The sequence below is a fragment of the Clostridium sp. HCS.1 genome (assembly GCF_047900555.1).
Taxonomy (GTDB): Bacteria; Bacillota; Clostridia; order Clostridiales; family Clostridiaceae; genus Clostridium.
Window position 1 is genome coordinate 87,838 of the sequence record NZ_CP170704.1, and the last position, 16,130, is coordinate 103,967.

At 28.2% G+C, this 16,130-nt stretch carries 15 protein-coding genes; 9 read left to right on the forward strand and 6 right to left on the reverse strand.

Annotated elements, in window-relative coordinates; genetic code table 11:
- The first annotated feature begins 146 nt into the window (after window positions 1-146).
- On the forward strand, window positions 147-611 hold the full coding sequence (locus tag ACFYH6_RS00415) for a GNAT family N-acetyltransferase (RefSeq protein WP_416180263.1): 465 nt from the start codon (window positions 147-149) through the stop codon (window positions 609-611).
- Between the two features lie 14 nt (window positions 612-625).
- On the forward strand, window positions 626-1,333 hold the full coding sequence (locus tag ACFYH6_RS00420) for a SanA/YdcF family protein (RefSeq protein WP_416180262.1): 708 nt from the start codon (window positions 626-628) through the stop codon (window positions 1,331-1,333).
- A gap of 128 nt (window positions 1,334-1,461) precedes the next feature.
- Here ACFYH6_RS00420 and ACFYH6_RS00425 read toward each other — a convergent pair whose 3' ends face one another.
- Together ACFYH6_RS00425 and ACFYH6_RS00430 are read right to left on the reverse strand one after the other, a co-directional pair.
- Window positions 1,462-1,854: a hypothetical protein gene (locus ACFYH6_RS00425; RefSeq protein WP_416180261.1), complete on the reverse strand. Its 393-nt coding sequence runs from the start codon at window positions 1,852-1,854 to the stop codon at window positions 1,462-1,464.
- 143 nt (window positions 1,855-1,997) lie between these two features.
- The gene (locus ACFYH6_RS00430) at window positions 1,998-2,336 is read right to left on the reverse strand and encodes a hypothetical protein (RefSeq protein ID WP_416180260.1); all 339 of its coding nucleotides are present in this window, start codon (window positions 2,334-2,336) and stop codon (window positions 1,998-2,000) included.
- Between the two features lie 295 nt (window positions 2,337-2,631).
- Between ACFYH6_RS00430 and ACFYH6_RS00435 the strand changes: the two genes are divergently transcribed.
- The 3 genes from ACFYH6_RS00435 (at window position 2,632) to ACFYH6_RS00445 (ending at window position 5,326) form a co-directional block, all read left to right on the forward strand.
- Window positions 2,632-4,023: an NCS2 family permease gene (locus ACFYH6_RS00435; protein WP_316342461.1), complete on the forward strand. Its 1,392-nt coding sequence runs from the start codon at window positions 2,632-2,634 to the stop codon at window positions 4,021-4,023.
- Between the two features lie 214 nt (window positions 4,024-4,237).
- Complete coding sequence (locus tag ACFYH6_RS00440) at window positions 4,238-5,023, forward strand: SDR family oxidoreductase (protein ID WP_316342460.1); 786 nt, start codon at window positions 4,238-4,240, stop codon at window positions 5,021-5,023.
- A 9-nt stretch (window positions 5,024-5,032) separates the two neighbouring features.
- Window positions 5,033-5,326, forward strand: a complete 294-nt coding sequence (locus tag ACFYH6_RS00445) for a hypothetical protein (RefSeq protein ID WP_416180259.1) — start codon at window positions 5,033-5,035, stop codon at window positions 5,324-5,326.
- A gap of 191 nt (window positions 5,327-5,517) precedes the next feature.
- Here the strand turns inward: ACFYH6_RS00445 and ACFYH6_RS00450 are convergent, their stop codons facing one another.
- A complete protein-coding gene (locus tag ACFYH6_RS00450; RefSeq protein WP_416180258.1) occupies window positions 5,518-6,705 on the reverse strand; it encodes an ABC transporter permease in 1,188 nt (395 codons plus the stop codon).
- Window positions 6,698-7,429, reverse strand: coding sequence for an ATP-binding cassette domain-containing protein (locus tag ACFYH6_RS00455; RefSeq protein ID WP_316342456.1), 732 nt, complete (start codon window positions 7,427-7,429; stop codon window positions 6,698-6,700). The genes ACFYH6_RS00450 and ACFYH6_RS00455 overlap by 8 nt, the downstream gene beginning before the upstream one ends.
- 753 nt (window positions 7,430-8,182) lie before the next feature.
- Here ACFYH6_RS00455 and ACFYH6_RS00460 point away from each other — a divergent pair.
- The 4 genes from ACFYH6_RS00460 to ACFYH6_RS00475 all read left to right on the forward strand — a co-directional run bounded on the left by ACFYH6_RS00460 (window position 8,183) and on the right by ACFYH6_RS00475 (window position 13,645).
- Window positions 8,183-9,232 (forward strand): carbamoyl phosphate synthase small subunit, encoded by a 1,050-nt coding sequence (locus ACFYH6_RS00460; protein ID WP_416180257.1) that lies wholly within the window; start codon window positions 8,183-8,185, stop codon window positions 9,230-9,232.
- A 13-nt stretch (window positions 9,233-9,245) separates the two neighbouring features.
- On the forward strand, window positions 9,246-12,452 hold the full coding sequence (gene carB, locus ACFYH6_RS00465; RefSeq protein ID WP_416180256.1) for a carbamoyl-phosphate synthase large subunit: 3,207 nt from the start codon (window positions 9,246-9,248) through the stop codon (window positions 12,450-12,452).
- Between the two features lie 144 nt (window positions 12,453-12,596).
- On the forward strand, window positions 12,597-13,085 hold the full coding sequence (locus ACFYH6_RS00470) for a GNAT family N-acetyltransferase (RefSeq protein WP_416180255.1): 489 nt from the start codon (window positions 12,597-12,599) through the stop codon (window positions 13,083-13,085).
- Window positions 13,086-13,351: 266 nt separating this feature from the next.
- A complete protein-coding gene (locus tag ACFYH6_RS00475) occupies window positions 13,352-13,645 on the forward strand; it encodes a hypothetical protein (protein ID WP_316343416.1) in 294 nt (97 codons plus the stop codon).
- Between the two features lie 253 nt (window positions 13,646-13,898).
- On the opposite strand, the gene ACFYH6_RS00480 is transcribed toward ACFYH6_RS00475, so the two are convergent.
- Together ACFYH6_RS00480 and ACFYH6_RS00485 are read right to left on the reverse strand one after the other, a co-directional pair.
- Entirely contained in the window at window positions 13,899-15,158 is a 1,260-nt protein-coding gene (locus ACFYH6_RS00480; RefSeq protein ID WP_416180254.1) for a sensor histidine kinase, read from the reverse strand.
- A 314-nt stretch (window positions 15,159-15,472) separates the two neighbouring features.
- Window positions 15,473-16,039 (reverse strand): histidine phosphatase family protein, encoded by a 567-nt coding sequence (locus ACFYH6_RS00485; protein WP_416180253.1) that lies wholly within the window; start codon window positions 16,037-16,039, stop codon window positions 15,473-15,475.
- Window positions 16,040-16,130: the final 91 nt, after the last annotated feature.

Below are 16,130 nucleotides of genomic sequence, written 5' to 3' on the forward strand. Positions count from 1 at the left end.
TCTCGAAAATAGTCGAATTTACTTATAAATACATTTTAAATGTACATATATAAATAAAACTTATTGAATTAAGTTATTTATAGAAAATATAAAACAATAATATTATAATTATAATATGTTAAAATTTGTGATTTAAGGAGAAATGTATGAAGTATAGATATAAGTTTAAATGTAAATCCTTTAATAAACTTAATATAAATGAACTTTACGAAATAGTTAAGTCTAGATATGAAGTCTTTGCTTGTGAGCAAGAAATAACTAGTGAAAATGACTTTGATGATAAAGATAAAGAATGTATGCATTTATTTGCTATGGATAATGAAAACCAAAGGGTAATAGGATATTGTAGATTATTACCACCTGGACTAGCTTATAAAGAAGCATCAATAGGTAGGGTTTTAGTTTTAAAAGAATATAGAAACAAAGGTTTAGCTAAGGAAATGATGCTTAAGGCAATAGAAGAAATAAAGAAGAATTATAATGTTAGTAACATAACATTATCAGCTCAAACATATATTAAAAATTTATACATATCTGTTGGGTTTATAGAAGTATCAGAGGAATATGAAGAAGCAGGAATATCTCACGTAAAAATGAAATTTAGAATATAATATAAGGAGAATTTATGAGGAAGATTAAATTAAATAAGTGGGGGAAAAAGGTTATGGGAATATTTATATCTTTAATTGCAATAACTATAATAATCATAAGTATTGCCATTTCAACAGTAAATAGTTATAAAAAGTATATTTATAATATTGAAGATATGCCTAGTGCTAATGATGCAATAATAGTCCTTGGTGCAGGCGTTAGAGGGGATGGAACACCTTCTGATATTTTATCTGATAGACTAGAAACATCATTAGAAGTTTATAAGGCTGGGCTTGGTAAGACATTTATTTTAAGTGGTGATCATGGCAGAGAAGAGTATAACGAAGTTAGGGCTATGAAGGAATACATTATGAAAGGTAATGTAGATGAAAAACTAATTTTTATGGATCATGCAGGTTTCAGCACCTATGATACCATGTATAGAGCTAAGGAAATTTTTAAGGTAGATAAAGCTGTTATAGTTACTAATGAATATCACCTACCAAGAGCTTTATATATAGCACGAAAGTTAGGTATATATGCTTATGGTGTAAAATCTGATATAAGAGAATATCAATTAATGGATAGCTATAAGAAACGTGAGCTTTTAGCTCAATTAAAGGATTTTGCTTATGTAAATATTTTAAAACCAGAACCTAAATTTTTAGGGGATGCTATTCCTGTAAATAGCTCTGATGGAAGAGTAACAGAAGACGGAAAAAATGAAGAAATGAAAGAATGAAGAAATTAAAGAATGAAAGGAGCTGTCACAACAGCTCCAAATTGAAAATTTAGAAACTCCGCAAGGAGTTTTTTCCTTTATTCTACATTTTACATTATTCATTAGAAATTGTGTTGTAGCACAATTTCTTATCTAGTTATCTCTTCATGAGTTACACGAGTTGCTGAAAAAATTAATTCACCATTTTCCTCATTTATATCAATTAATAGAGGTCGTACATCAGTAAGAGTTATATTACCATTAATAACTGAACTGTGATTTTCACCATTTAATACGTAATTTAGGATTAAATCGGATTTTTCCATAATTGGTGAAGGGTAAATTTCTTCATTAGTATCATTACTCATTGCTTTTATTGTTCCTAACTCAATAGGATGTCCACCCATACCAGTTCTTTCAATGGTCACTTTATCTAAATTATGAGATGTATGATTTTTTACATAAATAATGGTGTTCCGTTTATTAAGACCACCACCCCAAATTAATAAAGGAATAGGAATTTTTTGAACTTCTCTTTTCATTATAAATCCTCCTAATTTAAATATTTTTACTAGATACTCTTTCAGTATTAAATACTAAGTTATTATCTTCTTCTGTAATTTCAATAATTAATGGTCTTATAAAGGAGGGTATAATTTTTTTAATATATTATCTCTCCTTAAAATTAATTATTTTCTGGTCGTACACGTGCAGTTTTAAATAACAAGGTATTATTTTCTTCAAAAATAGATATAGTGATTGGCCTTATATCAGTGAAAAATATATTATCATATACAGTTGAACTATAAGTTTCACCATTTAATGTGTAAGTGAAAATTAGTTTTGATCTTTCTCTTGAGGTTGAGATACACATTTCTTCACTAGTTGATTTCATTGATTTAATGTTACCTAATTTAATTGGATGACCACCTTCTCCAGTGTGCTCAATGGTACATTTCTCTAAATCTTTAGATGATTTATTATTTATAGAAACCACCACATTATTGATAGATATAGTAAGCATATAGAACCTCCTAATATATATATTATATTATATTATACCATATTAAGTGTTTTATGGGGATATATGGATAAAATTAATTTAAAACAAAAATGTAAAAATATAGAATTGAGATGAAATAGGAATTCTAAAATACAGATATTCATTCTGTTAACAAAATATTAACGTTCGTGTTTTATTTGTTAGGAATAAATAAAAGATACATTTTCTAATAAAATTTATTAAAAATATTGATTTTATACGAATGAAGTGATAGTATACTAATGTAAACATTCGAATAAATGAAAGAGGTATTTTTATGGAAAAGTTTTTTAAACTTAAGGAAAATGGCACAGATGTTAAAACTGAATTAATGGCAGGATTAACAACATTTTTGACAATGGCATATATCTTATTCGTAAATCCATCTATTTTAGCAGCAGCAGGCATGGATAAGAATTCAGTTTTTGTAGCTACTATTATTGCTGCAGCGGTAGGAACTCTAATAATGGGTTTAGTAGCTAATGTACCTTTTGCTCAAGCTCCTGGAATGGGCTTAAATGCATTTTTCACTTTTACAGTAGTATTAGGTTTAGGATTTACATGGCAACAAGCATTAGCCATGGTATTTATTTGCGGAATTATTAATATAATTATTACTACTACTAAAATAAGAAAAATGATAATACAAGCTATTCCTCATTCACTTCAATATGCAATATCAGGTGGTATAGGATTATTTATTGCATTTTTAGGAATTAAACAAGCACATTTTATTACTTTCACAGGTGAAGCTGCTAATCAAATTGCTTCATCAGAAGGTTCAACAATATTTAATAGTGTAAATTTAGCAATGACTAATTTTAAGGACCCAGTAGCTTTATTAGCTCTAATAGGATTAGTAATTACAATTATATTAATGCTTCTTAATTTTAAGGGAGCAATTTTATTTGGAATTCTTATAACTACAGTTATTGGTATTTTCATGGATGTAACACAAGTTCCTGATTTTTCACAAATATCATTTGGAATTCCAAGCATAGCGCCAACATTTTTAAAGTTAGATTTTGCAGGATTATTTAGTGATCCATCTAAAATATCTCTTGTATTAATTACAATTTTTGCATTTTCTTTATCAGATACTTTCGATACTATTGGTACATTCTTAGGAACAGGAAGAAAAGCAGGTATATTTGATGAAAATGATGAAAAGTTATTTGAAAGTGAAAATAATTTCTCATCAAAGTTAGAAAGAGCTTTATTTGCAGATGCAACAGCAACATCAATAGGAGCACTTTTTGGTACAAGTAATACAACAACTTATGTTGAAAGTGCAGCAGGAATCGGACAAGGTGGAAGAACTGGATTAACTTCTGTTACAGTAGCAGTATTATTTATATTATCATTATTTATATCACCAATAATGGGAATGGTGCCATCAGCAGCAACAGCACCAGCTTTAATAGTAGTAGGTGTTTTAATGATGGAATCCTTCAAGAATATTGATTGGAGTGAGTTTGAAGTAGCCCTTCCAGCATTCTTTGTAGTAACATTTATGCCTTTTACAGGAAGCATTTCAAATGGTGTGGCAGCTGGATTTATGACATATTGTTTAGTTAAAATAGTTAAGAAAGAAGCTAAGGATGTTCATCCAATAATGTATATAGTGAGTGCATTGTTCTTAATTAACTTCATAATAGGGGCACTGTAATTATAAAAAATAAAATAGAATAGAATTTTTAATAAGGTGAAATATCAACTTAAATTTAATGATATTTCACCTATTTTATTTTTTTATTTGATATTTATTATAATAGAGGGAAAAGTTCCAATGATTATATAAAGTAATAATATTTATATTTAAAGGACAATATGATATATTAAAAATTAAAGTTTATTATTATAAAATAAGTGGAGGAATTTTTATGGGTAAGCCGTATGGTAGGAGTTGCGTATTAATAACTGGAGCTACTACTGGTATAGGATATGAATTAGCTAAGCTATATGCAAAGGATGAAAATAACTTGATTCTAGTTGCGAGAAATGAAGATAGACTAAAAGAGGTAAAGGATGAATTAAGCTTATACAATATTAATATTTATACTATTTCTTTAGATTTATCTGAGGATAACTCTTGTGAAAAAGTATTAGAATATGTGAATAAAAATAATTTATCTGTGGATATTTTAATAAATAATGCAGGGGTAGGTTCCTTTGGGTATTTAAGTGAAATAGAAATGGAAAAGGAGCTTAAGTTAATTGATATAAATATTAGGGCATTAACCGAACTAACCAAAATATTTTTACCAGCTATGATAGAGCATGGAGAAGGCTCTATCATGAATGTGGCATCTACAGCTGCTTTTTGTGCTGGGCCAAAAATGGCAACATATTATGCTTCGAAATCCTACGTATTAAATTTCACAGAGGCTTTATATGAAGAGGTAAAGGGAAAAAATATTAAAATAAGCTGTTTATGCCCAGGGCCTGTAAGAACAAGTTTTCAAGAAAAGTCTGGTATAAAGAAAAAGGAATCTGCTAAAAAAGCATTAATGACACCAAAGGAAGTAGCTAAAATTGCTTATAAAGATTTCAAAAAGGGAAAACTTATAATAATTCCTGGATTAAAAAACAAGATAATTATATTGGTTAATAAGTTTATACCTAGAAGTTTATCTAGAAAAATAATATTAATGATGAACAAAGGTTAGGTGATACTATTGGAAGAAAATCTAAAAGAGGAAGTTCTAGAACTATATGAGACATTAATAGAAAATGGAGTTACTTTTTATTATGGAAGTGAATCAATACCAACTGGAGAAGTAACAAGGCTTGATATTTTAGAGGATAATAGGATTGAAATAGAACTAAATGATTTTGAAACATATGAAATTAATATTGGAGATTTTATAGAATACCATTCAAAAGAAGGAGCTAATTATCATACATGGCCTGATTGTAGAAAGTTTGATGCCAAACTTTCTACAATGAAAAATGAAGAATGTAGAATGTAGAATCAAGGAGAAAACTCCTTCGGAGTTTTAGGGAATGAAAGAATGAAAAAAATAAAGGAATTCAGTTTTTAGCTGAATTCCTTTAATATTTAACTTCAATAAATTCAGAAGGAATTTATTCCATAATTATTTCATTATTTCATTCTTTCATTTATTAAGCATTATGCATTATCAATTATGCATTAGAAACTTTAGTTTCTAAAAATCACTTCCTCTTTTGAGAACATAAATTTAGCGAATATAATGGCTGCAATTATATAAACTATATGCCAACCTATAACTAAAGCTATGTGTTTAATATCGAATATTCCAACAGTGAATTCTTTCATTAAGCAAATTGCATTGGTTACAGGGATATTAAAGAATATTGGATTTATTCCTTTAGCATCCATCATATATGGAATGAAGGATAAAATCATAGTTGGCATTGTAATAGCAGCTAAGTATGAATTTGCTTCTTTAGTTGATCTTGCATATATACTTACTGATATTTGTAATGCTGATAAGGTTACAAGCACTAAGCAACCTACTACTAACATACCAAGTATAGTTGATGGTGCTAAATTAAATTGTATTTCTCCCTCTCCAAAGTTCATAAATCTTTGCATTGAAAATACCATAGCAGCTAGGTTTGCAATTAAGGCTATAAAGGATACTGTGCATAAGGCTGTAATTTTACCCCAAAGTAAAGATGACCTTTTAGCTGAAGTTGAAAGCAATGGCTCAAAAGTGAATCTTTCTTTTTCACCTGCTCCTAAGTCGGCTGCCATACCAACAGTTGAAGATACCATTAATATTACTATAAGTGTTGGTATCATAGTAAGAAGCATTGATGCCATAGAGTTTACATTTTCACTATCGGCACTTATTCCAGATTTAATATTAACCTCAAAGGGTTTTAATATTGAAGGATCAATACCACTAGCAGTTAATCTTTGTTCTACAATTGTGCTTTTATAATTATCATAAATCTCGCTAACCATACTGCTTGCAAGCATTGATTTGTTTGACTCTTCATCAATTAATAAATCAATAGCATCATTTTTACCAGCAGCTATATTTTCATCGAAGTTTTCTGGAATATTTATTATTAACTGAATATCTCCATTTTTTAAAGCTTCAGTAGGAGAATCTACTTCAGGAATTTTAATATTTTCTAAGGAGGTAATTACTTTTGCCATAGTAGAATCAGTATCACCATCTATATAGATATTAATTTCTTTTTCAACATCCGTTACTGCTTTTTCCATTGAGGAAGACATAAATTTAAACATTAGAGGATAAATAAGTATTGGAAGTATTAATGTAAATACTAATGTTTTTTTATCTCTAACAATATCTAATAATTCTTTCTTTAAAACAGTTGTAAAGTTATTCATTAGTATGACCTCCTATAAGTGTTAGGAATGTTTCCTCTAAATCGTTATTATTATATTTTTCTGCTAATTGTGGTAATGTGCAATTTTCTAGAAGTTTTCCCTTATTAATAATTACAACTCTATCACATAACTTTTCTACTTCTTTCATAGAGTGACTTGAGAATAAGATAATCTTATTTTCCCTTTTGCACTGAAGTATGAAGTCTTGTACAATTCTTGCAGCACTTACATCTAGCCCAGTGGTTGGTTCATCAAATAACATAACAGATGGATTATGAACTATAGATCTTGCAATAGAAATTTTTTGCTTCATACCTCGTGAATATTTTCCAACAGGTTTATTTATATAGTCTTCCATCTCAAAACTTTTAGCTAATACATCTATTCTTTCATCAGCTTCTTTTTTATTCATACCATATAGGTTAGCGAAATATCTTATGTTTTCTCTTCCAGTTAATCTATCATATAAGCCTACATCCCCTCCAAAAAGTATTCCAATTTCTTTTCTTACTTTTTCAGGATTTGATTTTACATCGATGTCATTTACTTTAATATCTCCTGCTGAGATTTCTAGCATTGTAGAAATCATTCTTAGAGTTGTGGTTTTACCAGCACCATTTTCACCAAGTAGACCAACTATTTCACCTTTATCTACTGAAAAGGATAAGTTATCAACTACAGTTACTTTTTTAAAACTTTTGCTGACATTATTTAAAATAAGCATATGGTTCCTCCTTTTATATAGTGGTAAAAAATATTTTTTAAAGAGTTATAATATACTATTTTACAATATTTAGGTGGAGAAATCAATGTATATTTGAATTTTTTTACATATTGATGAAAATATACATTTAAAGTGAAATATCAGCTATTGGAATATTATATAAAAAAGTAGAAAAAGGGGTTAGAGATAATAATCATCCCAGAATATATGAAAAATATTCAATGAAAATAAATAGATTATGGTATAAAAATAGAATATTAATGAATAAATATTCATAAATATGTTTTAAATTCAAGTAAAATAATATATTATATATATTAGATGAATAATATACAACTTATATACTATCACTATATTTATATCAGTAATGGTTTTGTGAAGTTTAAAATGGTTTGTTAAATTAGTTTTCTATATATGTATAAATATTAATATAGTAAATCTTGACATATATATGGAGAAAATATAGAATAATATAAAAAGGTAATAATTTTTATATCAAGTTAAAAAGTACACTTTAAATTGGTCCTGTGAGGCCAGAAAGGGAGTATGTATTTATGTTATATTTATATTCACAAAATAATTGCATAGAAATGTCAGTTAGGACCTTTTCTAATACTGATATTAAATATAGAAGGATAGTAGGGAGAGAACAGTAATTTTGTTGTCTCCTTAGTATCCTTTTTATTTTAGTAAGATAAGCTTTTATGAAGTGTATTTTTAGCTATATATATTTATATTTTAGGAGGGCTAAATATGAAAGCAAAGCTAATATTAGAAAATGGCATGATTTTTGAAGGCAAAGCCTTTGGATATTTAAAAGACAGTATAGGAGAAGTGGTATTTACTACAGGAATGACAGGCTATCAAGAAGTTTTAACAGATCCATCCTATTATGGACAAATTGTTACTATGACTTATCCTCTTATAGGTAATTACGGAATAAACCTAGAGGATATGGAATCAAGAACACCGAAGGTTAAGGGATTTATAGTAAGAGAAAAGTGTAATTTCCCAAATAACTTTAGATGTGAAATGGACCTTGAAAGTTATTTAAAACAAAATAAGATTATAGGTTTAGAAGGCATAGACACAAGAGCATTAACTAAGGTATTAAGAAATTATGGAACTATGAAGGGTATGATTTCTTTAGAAGATGTTACTTTAGAAGATGTAAAGGAAAGAGTAGAAGGATTTTCAAATAAAAATGCAGTTAGTATAGTAAGTACAAAAGAAAAGTACACTATAGATGGCGAAGGAAAGCATGTAGCAATAATTGATTTTGGAATAAAGGAAAATATAATTAGAAACTTTAAAAAGAGAGGCTGTAAATTAACAGTATTTCCAATGAGTGCAACTGCAGAAGAAGTTTTAAAAATAAATCCAGACTTAGTATTTTTATCAAATGGACCTGGAGATCCAGAAGACCTAGGGGATGTAATAAAAAATATAAAGAGTTTAGTAGGGAAAAAACCTTTAGTAGGTATATGCTTAGGACATCAACTTTTAGCATTAACTTTAGGTGGTAAAACTACTAAATTAAAATTTGGACACAGAGGATGTAATCATCCAGTTAAGGATTTAGAAGAAAATAAAGTCCATATTACATCACAAAACCACGGATATGTAGTTGAAACATTACCAGAAGATGTTGTAGCAACTCATATCAATATTAATGATGGAACTATTGAAGGTATGAAGCATACAAAGCTTCCAATATTCTCAGTTCAATTCCATCCAGAAGCTGCAGCAGGGCCACAGGATAGCGAATATATATTTGATAAATTCATAAAGTATGCACTATAGGAGGAATTAGGATATGCCATTAAATAAAGATATAAAAAAAGTTTTAGTTATAGGGTCAGGACCGATAGTTATAGGCCAAGCAGCAGAATTTGATTATTCAGGAACTCAAGCTTGCCAAGCCTTAAAAGAAGAAGGAATAGAAGTAGTATTAGTAAATTCAAATCCAGCAACTATTATGACAGATGCAGAAGTTGCAGATAAGATTTATATAGAACCATTAACAGTAGAATTTTTAGAAAAAGTTATTGAAAAGGAAAGACCAGATAGTATGATTACAGGAATGGGCGGTCAAACAGGACTAAACTTAGCTGTAGAATTATACGAAGAAGGGATTTTAGATAAATATAATGTAAAAGTAATTGGAACCTCTATTCAATCTATTAAAGAAGGAGAAGATAGAGAGCTTTTTAGAAATATGATGAATAGAATTAATGAGCCAGTTATTCAAAGCAAAATAATAACTGAAATGGAAGCAGGGGTTAGATATGCTGAAGAAATAGGATATCCAGTAATAGTTAGACCAGCCTATACTTTAGGGGGAACTGGTGGAGGAATAGCTGATAATGAAGCACAGTTAAGAGAAATATTAGCATCAGGATTACAATTAAGTACAATTGGACAAGTTCTATTAGAAAAGTCAGTTAAGGGATGGAAAGAAATAGAGTACGAAGTAATGAGAGACTCTTATGGAAACTGTATAACTGTATGTAACATGGAAAATATAGATCCAGTTGGTATTCATACAGGAGATAGTATAGTTGTAGCACCATCACAAACTTTATCAGACAAAGAGTATCAAATGCTTAGAACTTCAGCAATAAATATAATAAATGCTGTAGGAATTGAAGGCGGATGTAATGTGCAATTTGCATTAAATCCAAATTCTTTTGAATATGCAGTAATAGAAATTAATCCAAGAGTTTCAAGATCATCAGCACTAGCCTCTAAGGCAACAGGTTATCCAATAGCTAAGCTTGCAGCGAAGATAGCTCTAGGTTATGGATTAGATGAAATTAAGAATGCAGTTACTCAAAAAACCTATGCTTGTTTTGAACCAACATTGGATTATGTAGTAGTTAAGATTCCAAAGTGGCCTTTTGATAAGTTCTTTACAGCAGATAGAGCCTTAGGAACTAAGATGATGGCAACAGGAGAAATAATGGCTATAGGCTCTAATTTAGAAGCTGCATTATTAAAAGGAATAAGAAGTTTAGAAATAGGAAAATATTCATTAGATCATCCGAAGTTTAAGGAACTAAGTATTCAAGAATTAAAAGCAATAGTAGTTAAACCAGATGATGAAAGATTATTTGCCTTAGCTGAAATGATAAGAAGAGATTATAGAATTGAAAGTATAGCTAAGATAACAGGAATAGATATATTCTTCTTAGAAAAGTTTAAATGGATAGTAGAAGAAGAAACTAGATTGAAATTAAGTAAAATAGAAGATTTAGATAAAGAATGGTTATTAAATTTAAAGAAAAAGGGATTTTCAGACAAGGCTATAGCAGATATGCTTAAAGTTAGTCCAGAAGATGTTTATAGATTAAGAAGTATATGGAATATTAAACCTGCATATAAAATGGTTGATACCTGTGGAGGGGAATTTGAAGCTTTATCACCATATTACTACTCAACTTATGAGCAATATGATGAAGTAGAAGTATCTGATAAGAAAAAAGTAATAGTTATAGGTTCAGGTCCAATAAGAATAGGACAAGGTATAGAATTTGATTATGCTTCAGTACACTGCGTAAAATCATTAAAGAAAATGGGAATTGAAACTATAATAGTAAATAACAATCCAGAAACAGTAAGTACAGACTTTAATATTTCTGATAAATTATACTTTGAACCATTAACAGAAGAGGATGTCTTTAATATAATTGAAAAAGAAAATCCATATGGTGTTATACTTCAATTTGGTGGACAAACAGCTATAAAGCTTGCTAATTTCTTAAAGGAAAAAGGAATTAAGACTCTTGGAACTACTGCTGATCAAATAGATATGGCTGAAGATAGAGAGAAGTTTGATGAATTACTAGAAAGTCTAGGAATTGATAGACCAAAGGGTAAGGGAATTTGGACTATGGAAGAAGGCTTAGAAGAGGCTAGAAGATTAGGATTCCCAGTGTTAGTAAGACCTTCATATGTTCTAGGTGGACAAGGAATGGAAATTACTCATGATGAGGAAGAATTAAAATATTACTTAAAGAATGCTTTTGCAAAGGATCATAAGAATCCAATATTAGTAGATAAATATTTAATGGGTAGAGAAATAGAAGTAGATGCTATATCAGATGGTGAAGAGATATTAATTCCAGGAATAATGGAACACCTAGAAAGAGCTGGTGTTCACTCAGGTGACTCAGTCACAATGTATCCTAGCCAAAATATCAGCAAGAAAATTAAAAATAAGGTATTAGATTATACAAAGAAATTAGCTATTGCTATTGGAATAAAAGGAATGATAAATATTCAGTTCATAGAGTTTGAAGGTGAGCTATATATAATTGAAGTTAATCCAAGAGCATCAAGAACTGTTCCTTATATAAGTAAGGTAAGTAAAGTGCCAATAGTAGACTTAGCTACAAAGGTAATGTTAGGATATAAATTAAGTGATTTAGGGTATGGGGTAGGAATATATAAGGAACCAGAATTAGTATCTGTTAAAGTCCCTGTATTCTCAACTCAAAAGCTTCCTAAAGTAGAAGTTTCATTAGGACCTGAAATGAAGTCTACAGGAGAAGTATTAGGGATAGGAAGAAATATTAAAGAAGCTTTATATAAGGGCTTCATAGCAGGAAATATGTATCCTTCAAATAAAATGGGAAAGATACTAGCAACTATAAAAGAGCACGATAAGAAGGAATTCCTGCCAATAGCTATGATGCTGTCAACTGCTGGATACAAATTTGTAGCCACTGAAGGAACAGCAAAGCTTTTAAAAGAAGCTAATATAGAAGTAGAAGTAGTAAGGAAATTACATGAAGAAGAACCCAATATATTAGATATAATTAAGAATGGAGAAGTTGATTTAGTGGTAAATACTCCAACAAAGGGCAATGACTCTAATAGAGATGGGTTCTTAATAAGAAGAGCTGCAGTGGAAAGAAATATTGGTGTAATAACAGCCTTAGATACATTAAGAGCAATAGCAGAAGTTATGGTACAAAGAATAGATAAAAAGGACTTAGAGATATTTGATATAACTAAATAAGATTATAAAGACTATATATTATTAATAGTGAAAGAGGCCTTCATATAAATGAAAAGCCTCTTTCTCATATTTATTATAGGTTTATAATAGATCAGAAGGTATTTATTATTTAAAAGTTAATGAATTTATGAAGGAGAAAAGGAAATGGAAAAGTATAAAATGAGTTGGCAGAAGGATGGCATTGTTTTACGTTCCTTTGAGCATGGAGAAGCAGATAAGTATTATAAGGATTGTTTTGAGGTACCAGATGATGAAGTAAATAGATTAACTGGCTCAAGTGGTGATTTTAACTATGAAGGGGTAGTTAACTATTATAATAGAATTGTGGATGATACTGATAGATATGATTTTATGATTATTGATTCAGAGGGAAAATTTATTGGGGAAAGTGTTATTAATGAAATAGATTGGAAATTAAGGTCTGCAAATTTTAGAATTGTCATTTTTAGAAAAGAAGGACGTTCAAAGGGGATAGGCTCATGGGTTGTAAAGACTACTAGAGATTTTGCTTTTGAATACTTAAAGCTTCATAGATTAGAATTAGAAGTATTTACATTTAATCTAAGGGCAAAAAGAGCTTATGAAAAAGCTGGGTTTAAAGTTGAAGGCTTAAAAAAAAGATGCTATTCTTGATGGAAATAAATATGCAGATGTTATTATGATGGCTATTTTAGAAGATGAATGGAAGGAAATAAAAGAGTTAGAATAATATTATATATAATAATTTTTAACTGTAATTTAATAGAATTATATAATAAATAATTTGATTTACATAAATTTCTAGGTGAATATTTTTTAATAAATATTTATAAAAAAAGAGGTATAATCATTGACAATGAACGTATGTTCGGTTATTATAAATATAAAGATAGAACTTATGTTTGCTCGGAGGGGTTATAATGAATAATGATGTTTTTGTAAAATTAAATTATAAAACAATTGGAGAATTTAAGAGCATAATAGTAGATAGACAACATAAAGATTATGATAATAATAAATATATGATTTGTACAGGAAAGTACGACAAAGATGGATGGACATTTGTATTTAAAGCAAATAGTTTAAAAGAAGCAGAGGACTTTATAAGTAAAAACTCTATAAAAAAAAGAAATATAATTAGTAAAAGAAGAATTATAGAAGACAACATCTCACTAATGAATAGTGATAAAATACATATTCCAGCTTGGATATAGGGTGCTGTGGCACAATGTAAAATGAATAATGAAAAATGTAGAATTAAGGAATAAACTCCTTCAGGAGTTTCTAAAATAAATATATTCTACTAATTTGAATAAATTTAGATTTTTAAATTTTGAGCTGCTACGGCAGCTCTTTAATTATTCCAAAGTTATTCATACTTTAAAAATATGAAAGAGTATTTAAAATATACATTTAAAGTGATTCATCAATAAAATCACAATTAATTATATCAAAAATAGTTAAGTATTAAGTTGTTAAATATAAAGGTAGCTTTATAGTAAATGTAGTTAATTCTTTATTACTATTTACACTAATGTTTCCATTATAGCTATCAATTAGCTCTTTAACTATGTATAAGCCGAAGCCATTATCGCCATTTTTATTTGCTTTAGTTGAAAAGCCCTCTTCAAAGATTCTTTCAATAAGCTCCTTATTAATTTCTGGACCATTATTTTGTATAGTTATAATTATATAATTATAGCTATAATAACTTCTAATCATTAATAGACCTTTCCCATTTAAAGCTTCAACTGAATTCCTCACAATATTAGAAAGAATTCTTTGAAGGTCTAATTCATTTATATTGGCATGATTAAGATCAGCTTTTTCATCTATAAGAATATCAACTTCTCTTAAGTCCGTGGTATTTATTACTTGGGCAATAATTGATAAGTTACTACTTAATATCTTAACTTGAGAAGAAATATCATATCCATCTATTACTCCCTTTAATAATTTACCTAGTTTTTCATAGTCCTTCATAAGGTATGTTCCGTATAAATAAGATATTTGCGAACCATAGTCGTGCTTAATTTTCTTTAATTCATTAATTTTTGTTGTTAATTCTTTATTTAAGCTATTAATTTCCTTTGCTTTTTTATCTATACTTGCAAAATACAATGTAATAAAAATTATAAATGCAGCCAAAAATATAAAAATCATTTCTTTAAAAAGAGGATTATCCTTATCATTATATATGAATAGAAAAGATATAGTAAAATCTATAACTAAGGACGTGATTATTAAAGTAAATATAGAAAAGGTTCTTGACTTAATAATTAAATTTATCTTATTAATAAATGTCATATTGGCTACTATTAAATATGACACTAAAAATTGAGGCAAATACATAATTAAGATATTTGCATATGTTATATTTACATTTGTATTATTTATTATAAATACAAATATAATAAAGGATAGAATTACATTTATGCCAAAAATTAAATATACTATTGTAAAGCCAATTGTTGCTCCAAGCTTATCATTCTTGTAAGGGAAAAGCATTAAAAATAGCAACTGAGTAATATGAATAATTATAACAGACAAACTTGAGTTACCAAGTAGATAAGTAAGTGAAGTTATAATTAGCCAAAAAGATATTATTAATGGAATTAAATGATTTTTACTTTTTTTATGTTCTTCGTTAACGCAATAATTTGCTACAAATACAAATATAAAACTTTGAACAATACTATTTAATATATCTATTAATCCTGTGTACATATCGTCATTCCTTTTATCATAAGTTTTTTGGAAATTTTGGCGTTTTTTCTAAACCTACAACTAAAATTGAAGCATGGCCTATAGTTATTGTAAGAGATGATAGAAATAAGATGAGCTTATGTAATATATTTTTTATATTCATTATTTTCTCTCCTTATATGAATGTACTTATTAAACATCAATATAGACTATAGTAAAGTTGTCCAAACTATTAGTTAAGAAAAACAATTAATATTAAAATTGCTATTATAAAAAAATGTTACTTTTTATTACACATTAATTATATAATATTTAGAACAATGTTTCTATAGTAGTTATATTATAAACTTGCTATCTATTTCTGTAATTTCAGCGTTATTTGTTTTGAATTGTAACATTTTATTAAAAGATGTATTAGTTATGTAACATTGCAAGCACATAATTACTGCGCTATGAGTAACAATTACAACGTCATCAGTATTTTCATTAATAATTTTATGTAAAGCTCTTATAACTCTTTGAATCATATCCTCATAAGATTCTCCATTTGGAGGTGGATTAAATCGTCTATTACCTTTCCATTTCTTATACTCCATTGGATATTCATTTTCTACTTCTTTCCATACCAGACCTTCCCACTTACCCATATTAATTTCCTTAAGGTCTTCAACTATAATATATGGGACATTACTAATATCACTTATTATTTTTGCTGTCTTTAAAGCTCTTTTTTGAGGACTTGTATAAATTTTTTTAAAGTTATAATTAAGAGACTTTAATTTATTACTTAATTCCATTGCTTGATTTATTCCAATTTCATTAAGTTCTATATCATGACTGCCTTGAATTCTACCCTGGACATTCCAATCAGTTTTACCATGTCTTATAAAAATTAATTTCATAACTACCTCTCAATATTAATTTATATATTTTATTTAATATCATTATAAACTAGTAATACAAAATATTCCATAAAAAGTAGTTATAACAAAG

Excerpts from the sequence above, each read along its gene's own strand:
- ACFYH6_RS00425 (WP_416180261.1), bottom strand. The coding sequence starts at position 1,854 with ATGAAAAGAGAAGTTCAAAAAATTCCTATTCCTTTATTAATTTGGGGT.
- ACFYH6_RS00455 (WP_316342456.1), bottom strand. The coding sequence starts at position 7,429 with ATGCTTATTTTAAATAATGTCAGCAAAAGTTTTAAAAAAGTAACTGTA.
- carB (WP_416180256.1), top strand. The coding sequence starts at position 9,246 with ATGCCATTAAATAAAGATATAAAAAAAGTTTTAGTTATAGGGTCAGGA.
- ACFYH6_RS00440 (WP_316342460.1), top strand. The coding sequence starts at position 4,238 with ATGGGTAAGCCGTATGGTAGGAGTTGCGTATTAATAACTGGAGCTACT.
- ACFYH6_RS00480 (WP_416180254.1), bottom strand. The coding sequence starts at position 15,158 with ATGTACACAGGATTAATAGATATATTAAATAGTATTGTTCAAAGTTTT.
- ACFYH6_RS00430 (WP_416180260.1), bottom strand. The coding sequence starts at position 2,336 with ATGCTTACTATATCTATCAATAATGTGGTGGTTTCTATAAATAATAAA.
- ACFYH6_RS00420 (WP_416180262.1), top strand. The coding sequence starts at position 626 with ATGAGGAAGATTAAATTAAATAAGTGGGGGAAAAAGGTTATGGGAATA.
- ACFYH6_RS00415 (WP_416180263.1), top strand. The coding sequence starts at position 147 with ATGAAGTATAGATATAAGTTTAAATGTAAATCCTTTAATAAACTTAAT.
- ACFYH6_RS00475 (WP_316343416.1), top strand. The coding sequence starts at position 13,352 with ATGAATAATGATGTTTTTGTAAAATTAAATTATAAAACAATTGGAGAA.
- ACFYH6_RS00460 (WP_416180257.1), top strand. The coding sequence starts at position 8,183 with ATGAAAGCAAAGCTAATATTAGAAAATGGCATGATTTTTGAAGGCAAA.
- ACFYH6_RS00435 (WP_316342461.1), top strand. The coding sequence starts at position 2,632 with ATGGAAAAGTTTTTTAAACTTAAGGAAAATGGCACAGATGTTAAAACT.
- ACFYH6_RS00485 (WP_416180253.1), bottom strand. The coding sequence starts at position 16,039 with ATGAAATTAATTTTTATAAGACATGGTAAAACTGATTGGAATGTCCAG.
- ACFYH6_RS00450 (WP_416180258.1), bottom strand. The coding sequence starts at position 6,705 with ATGAATAACTTTACAACTGTTTTAAAGAAAGAATTATTAGATATTGTT.
- ACFYH6_RS00470 (WP_416180255.1), top strand. The coding sequence starts at position 12,597 with ATGGAAAAGTATAAAATGAGTTGGCAGAAGGATGGCATTGTTTTACGT.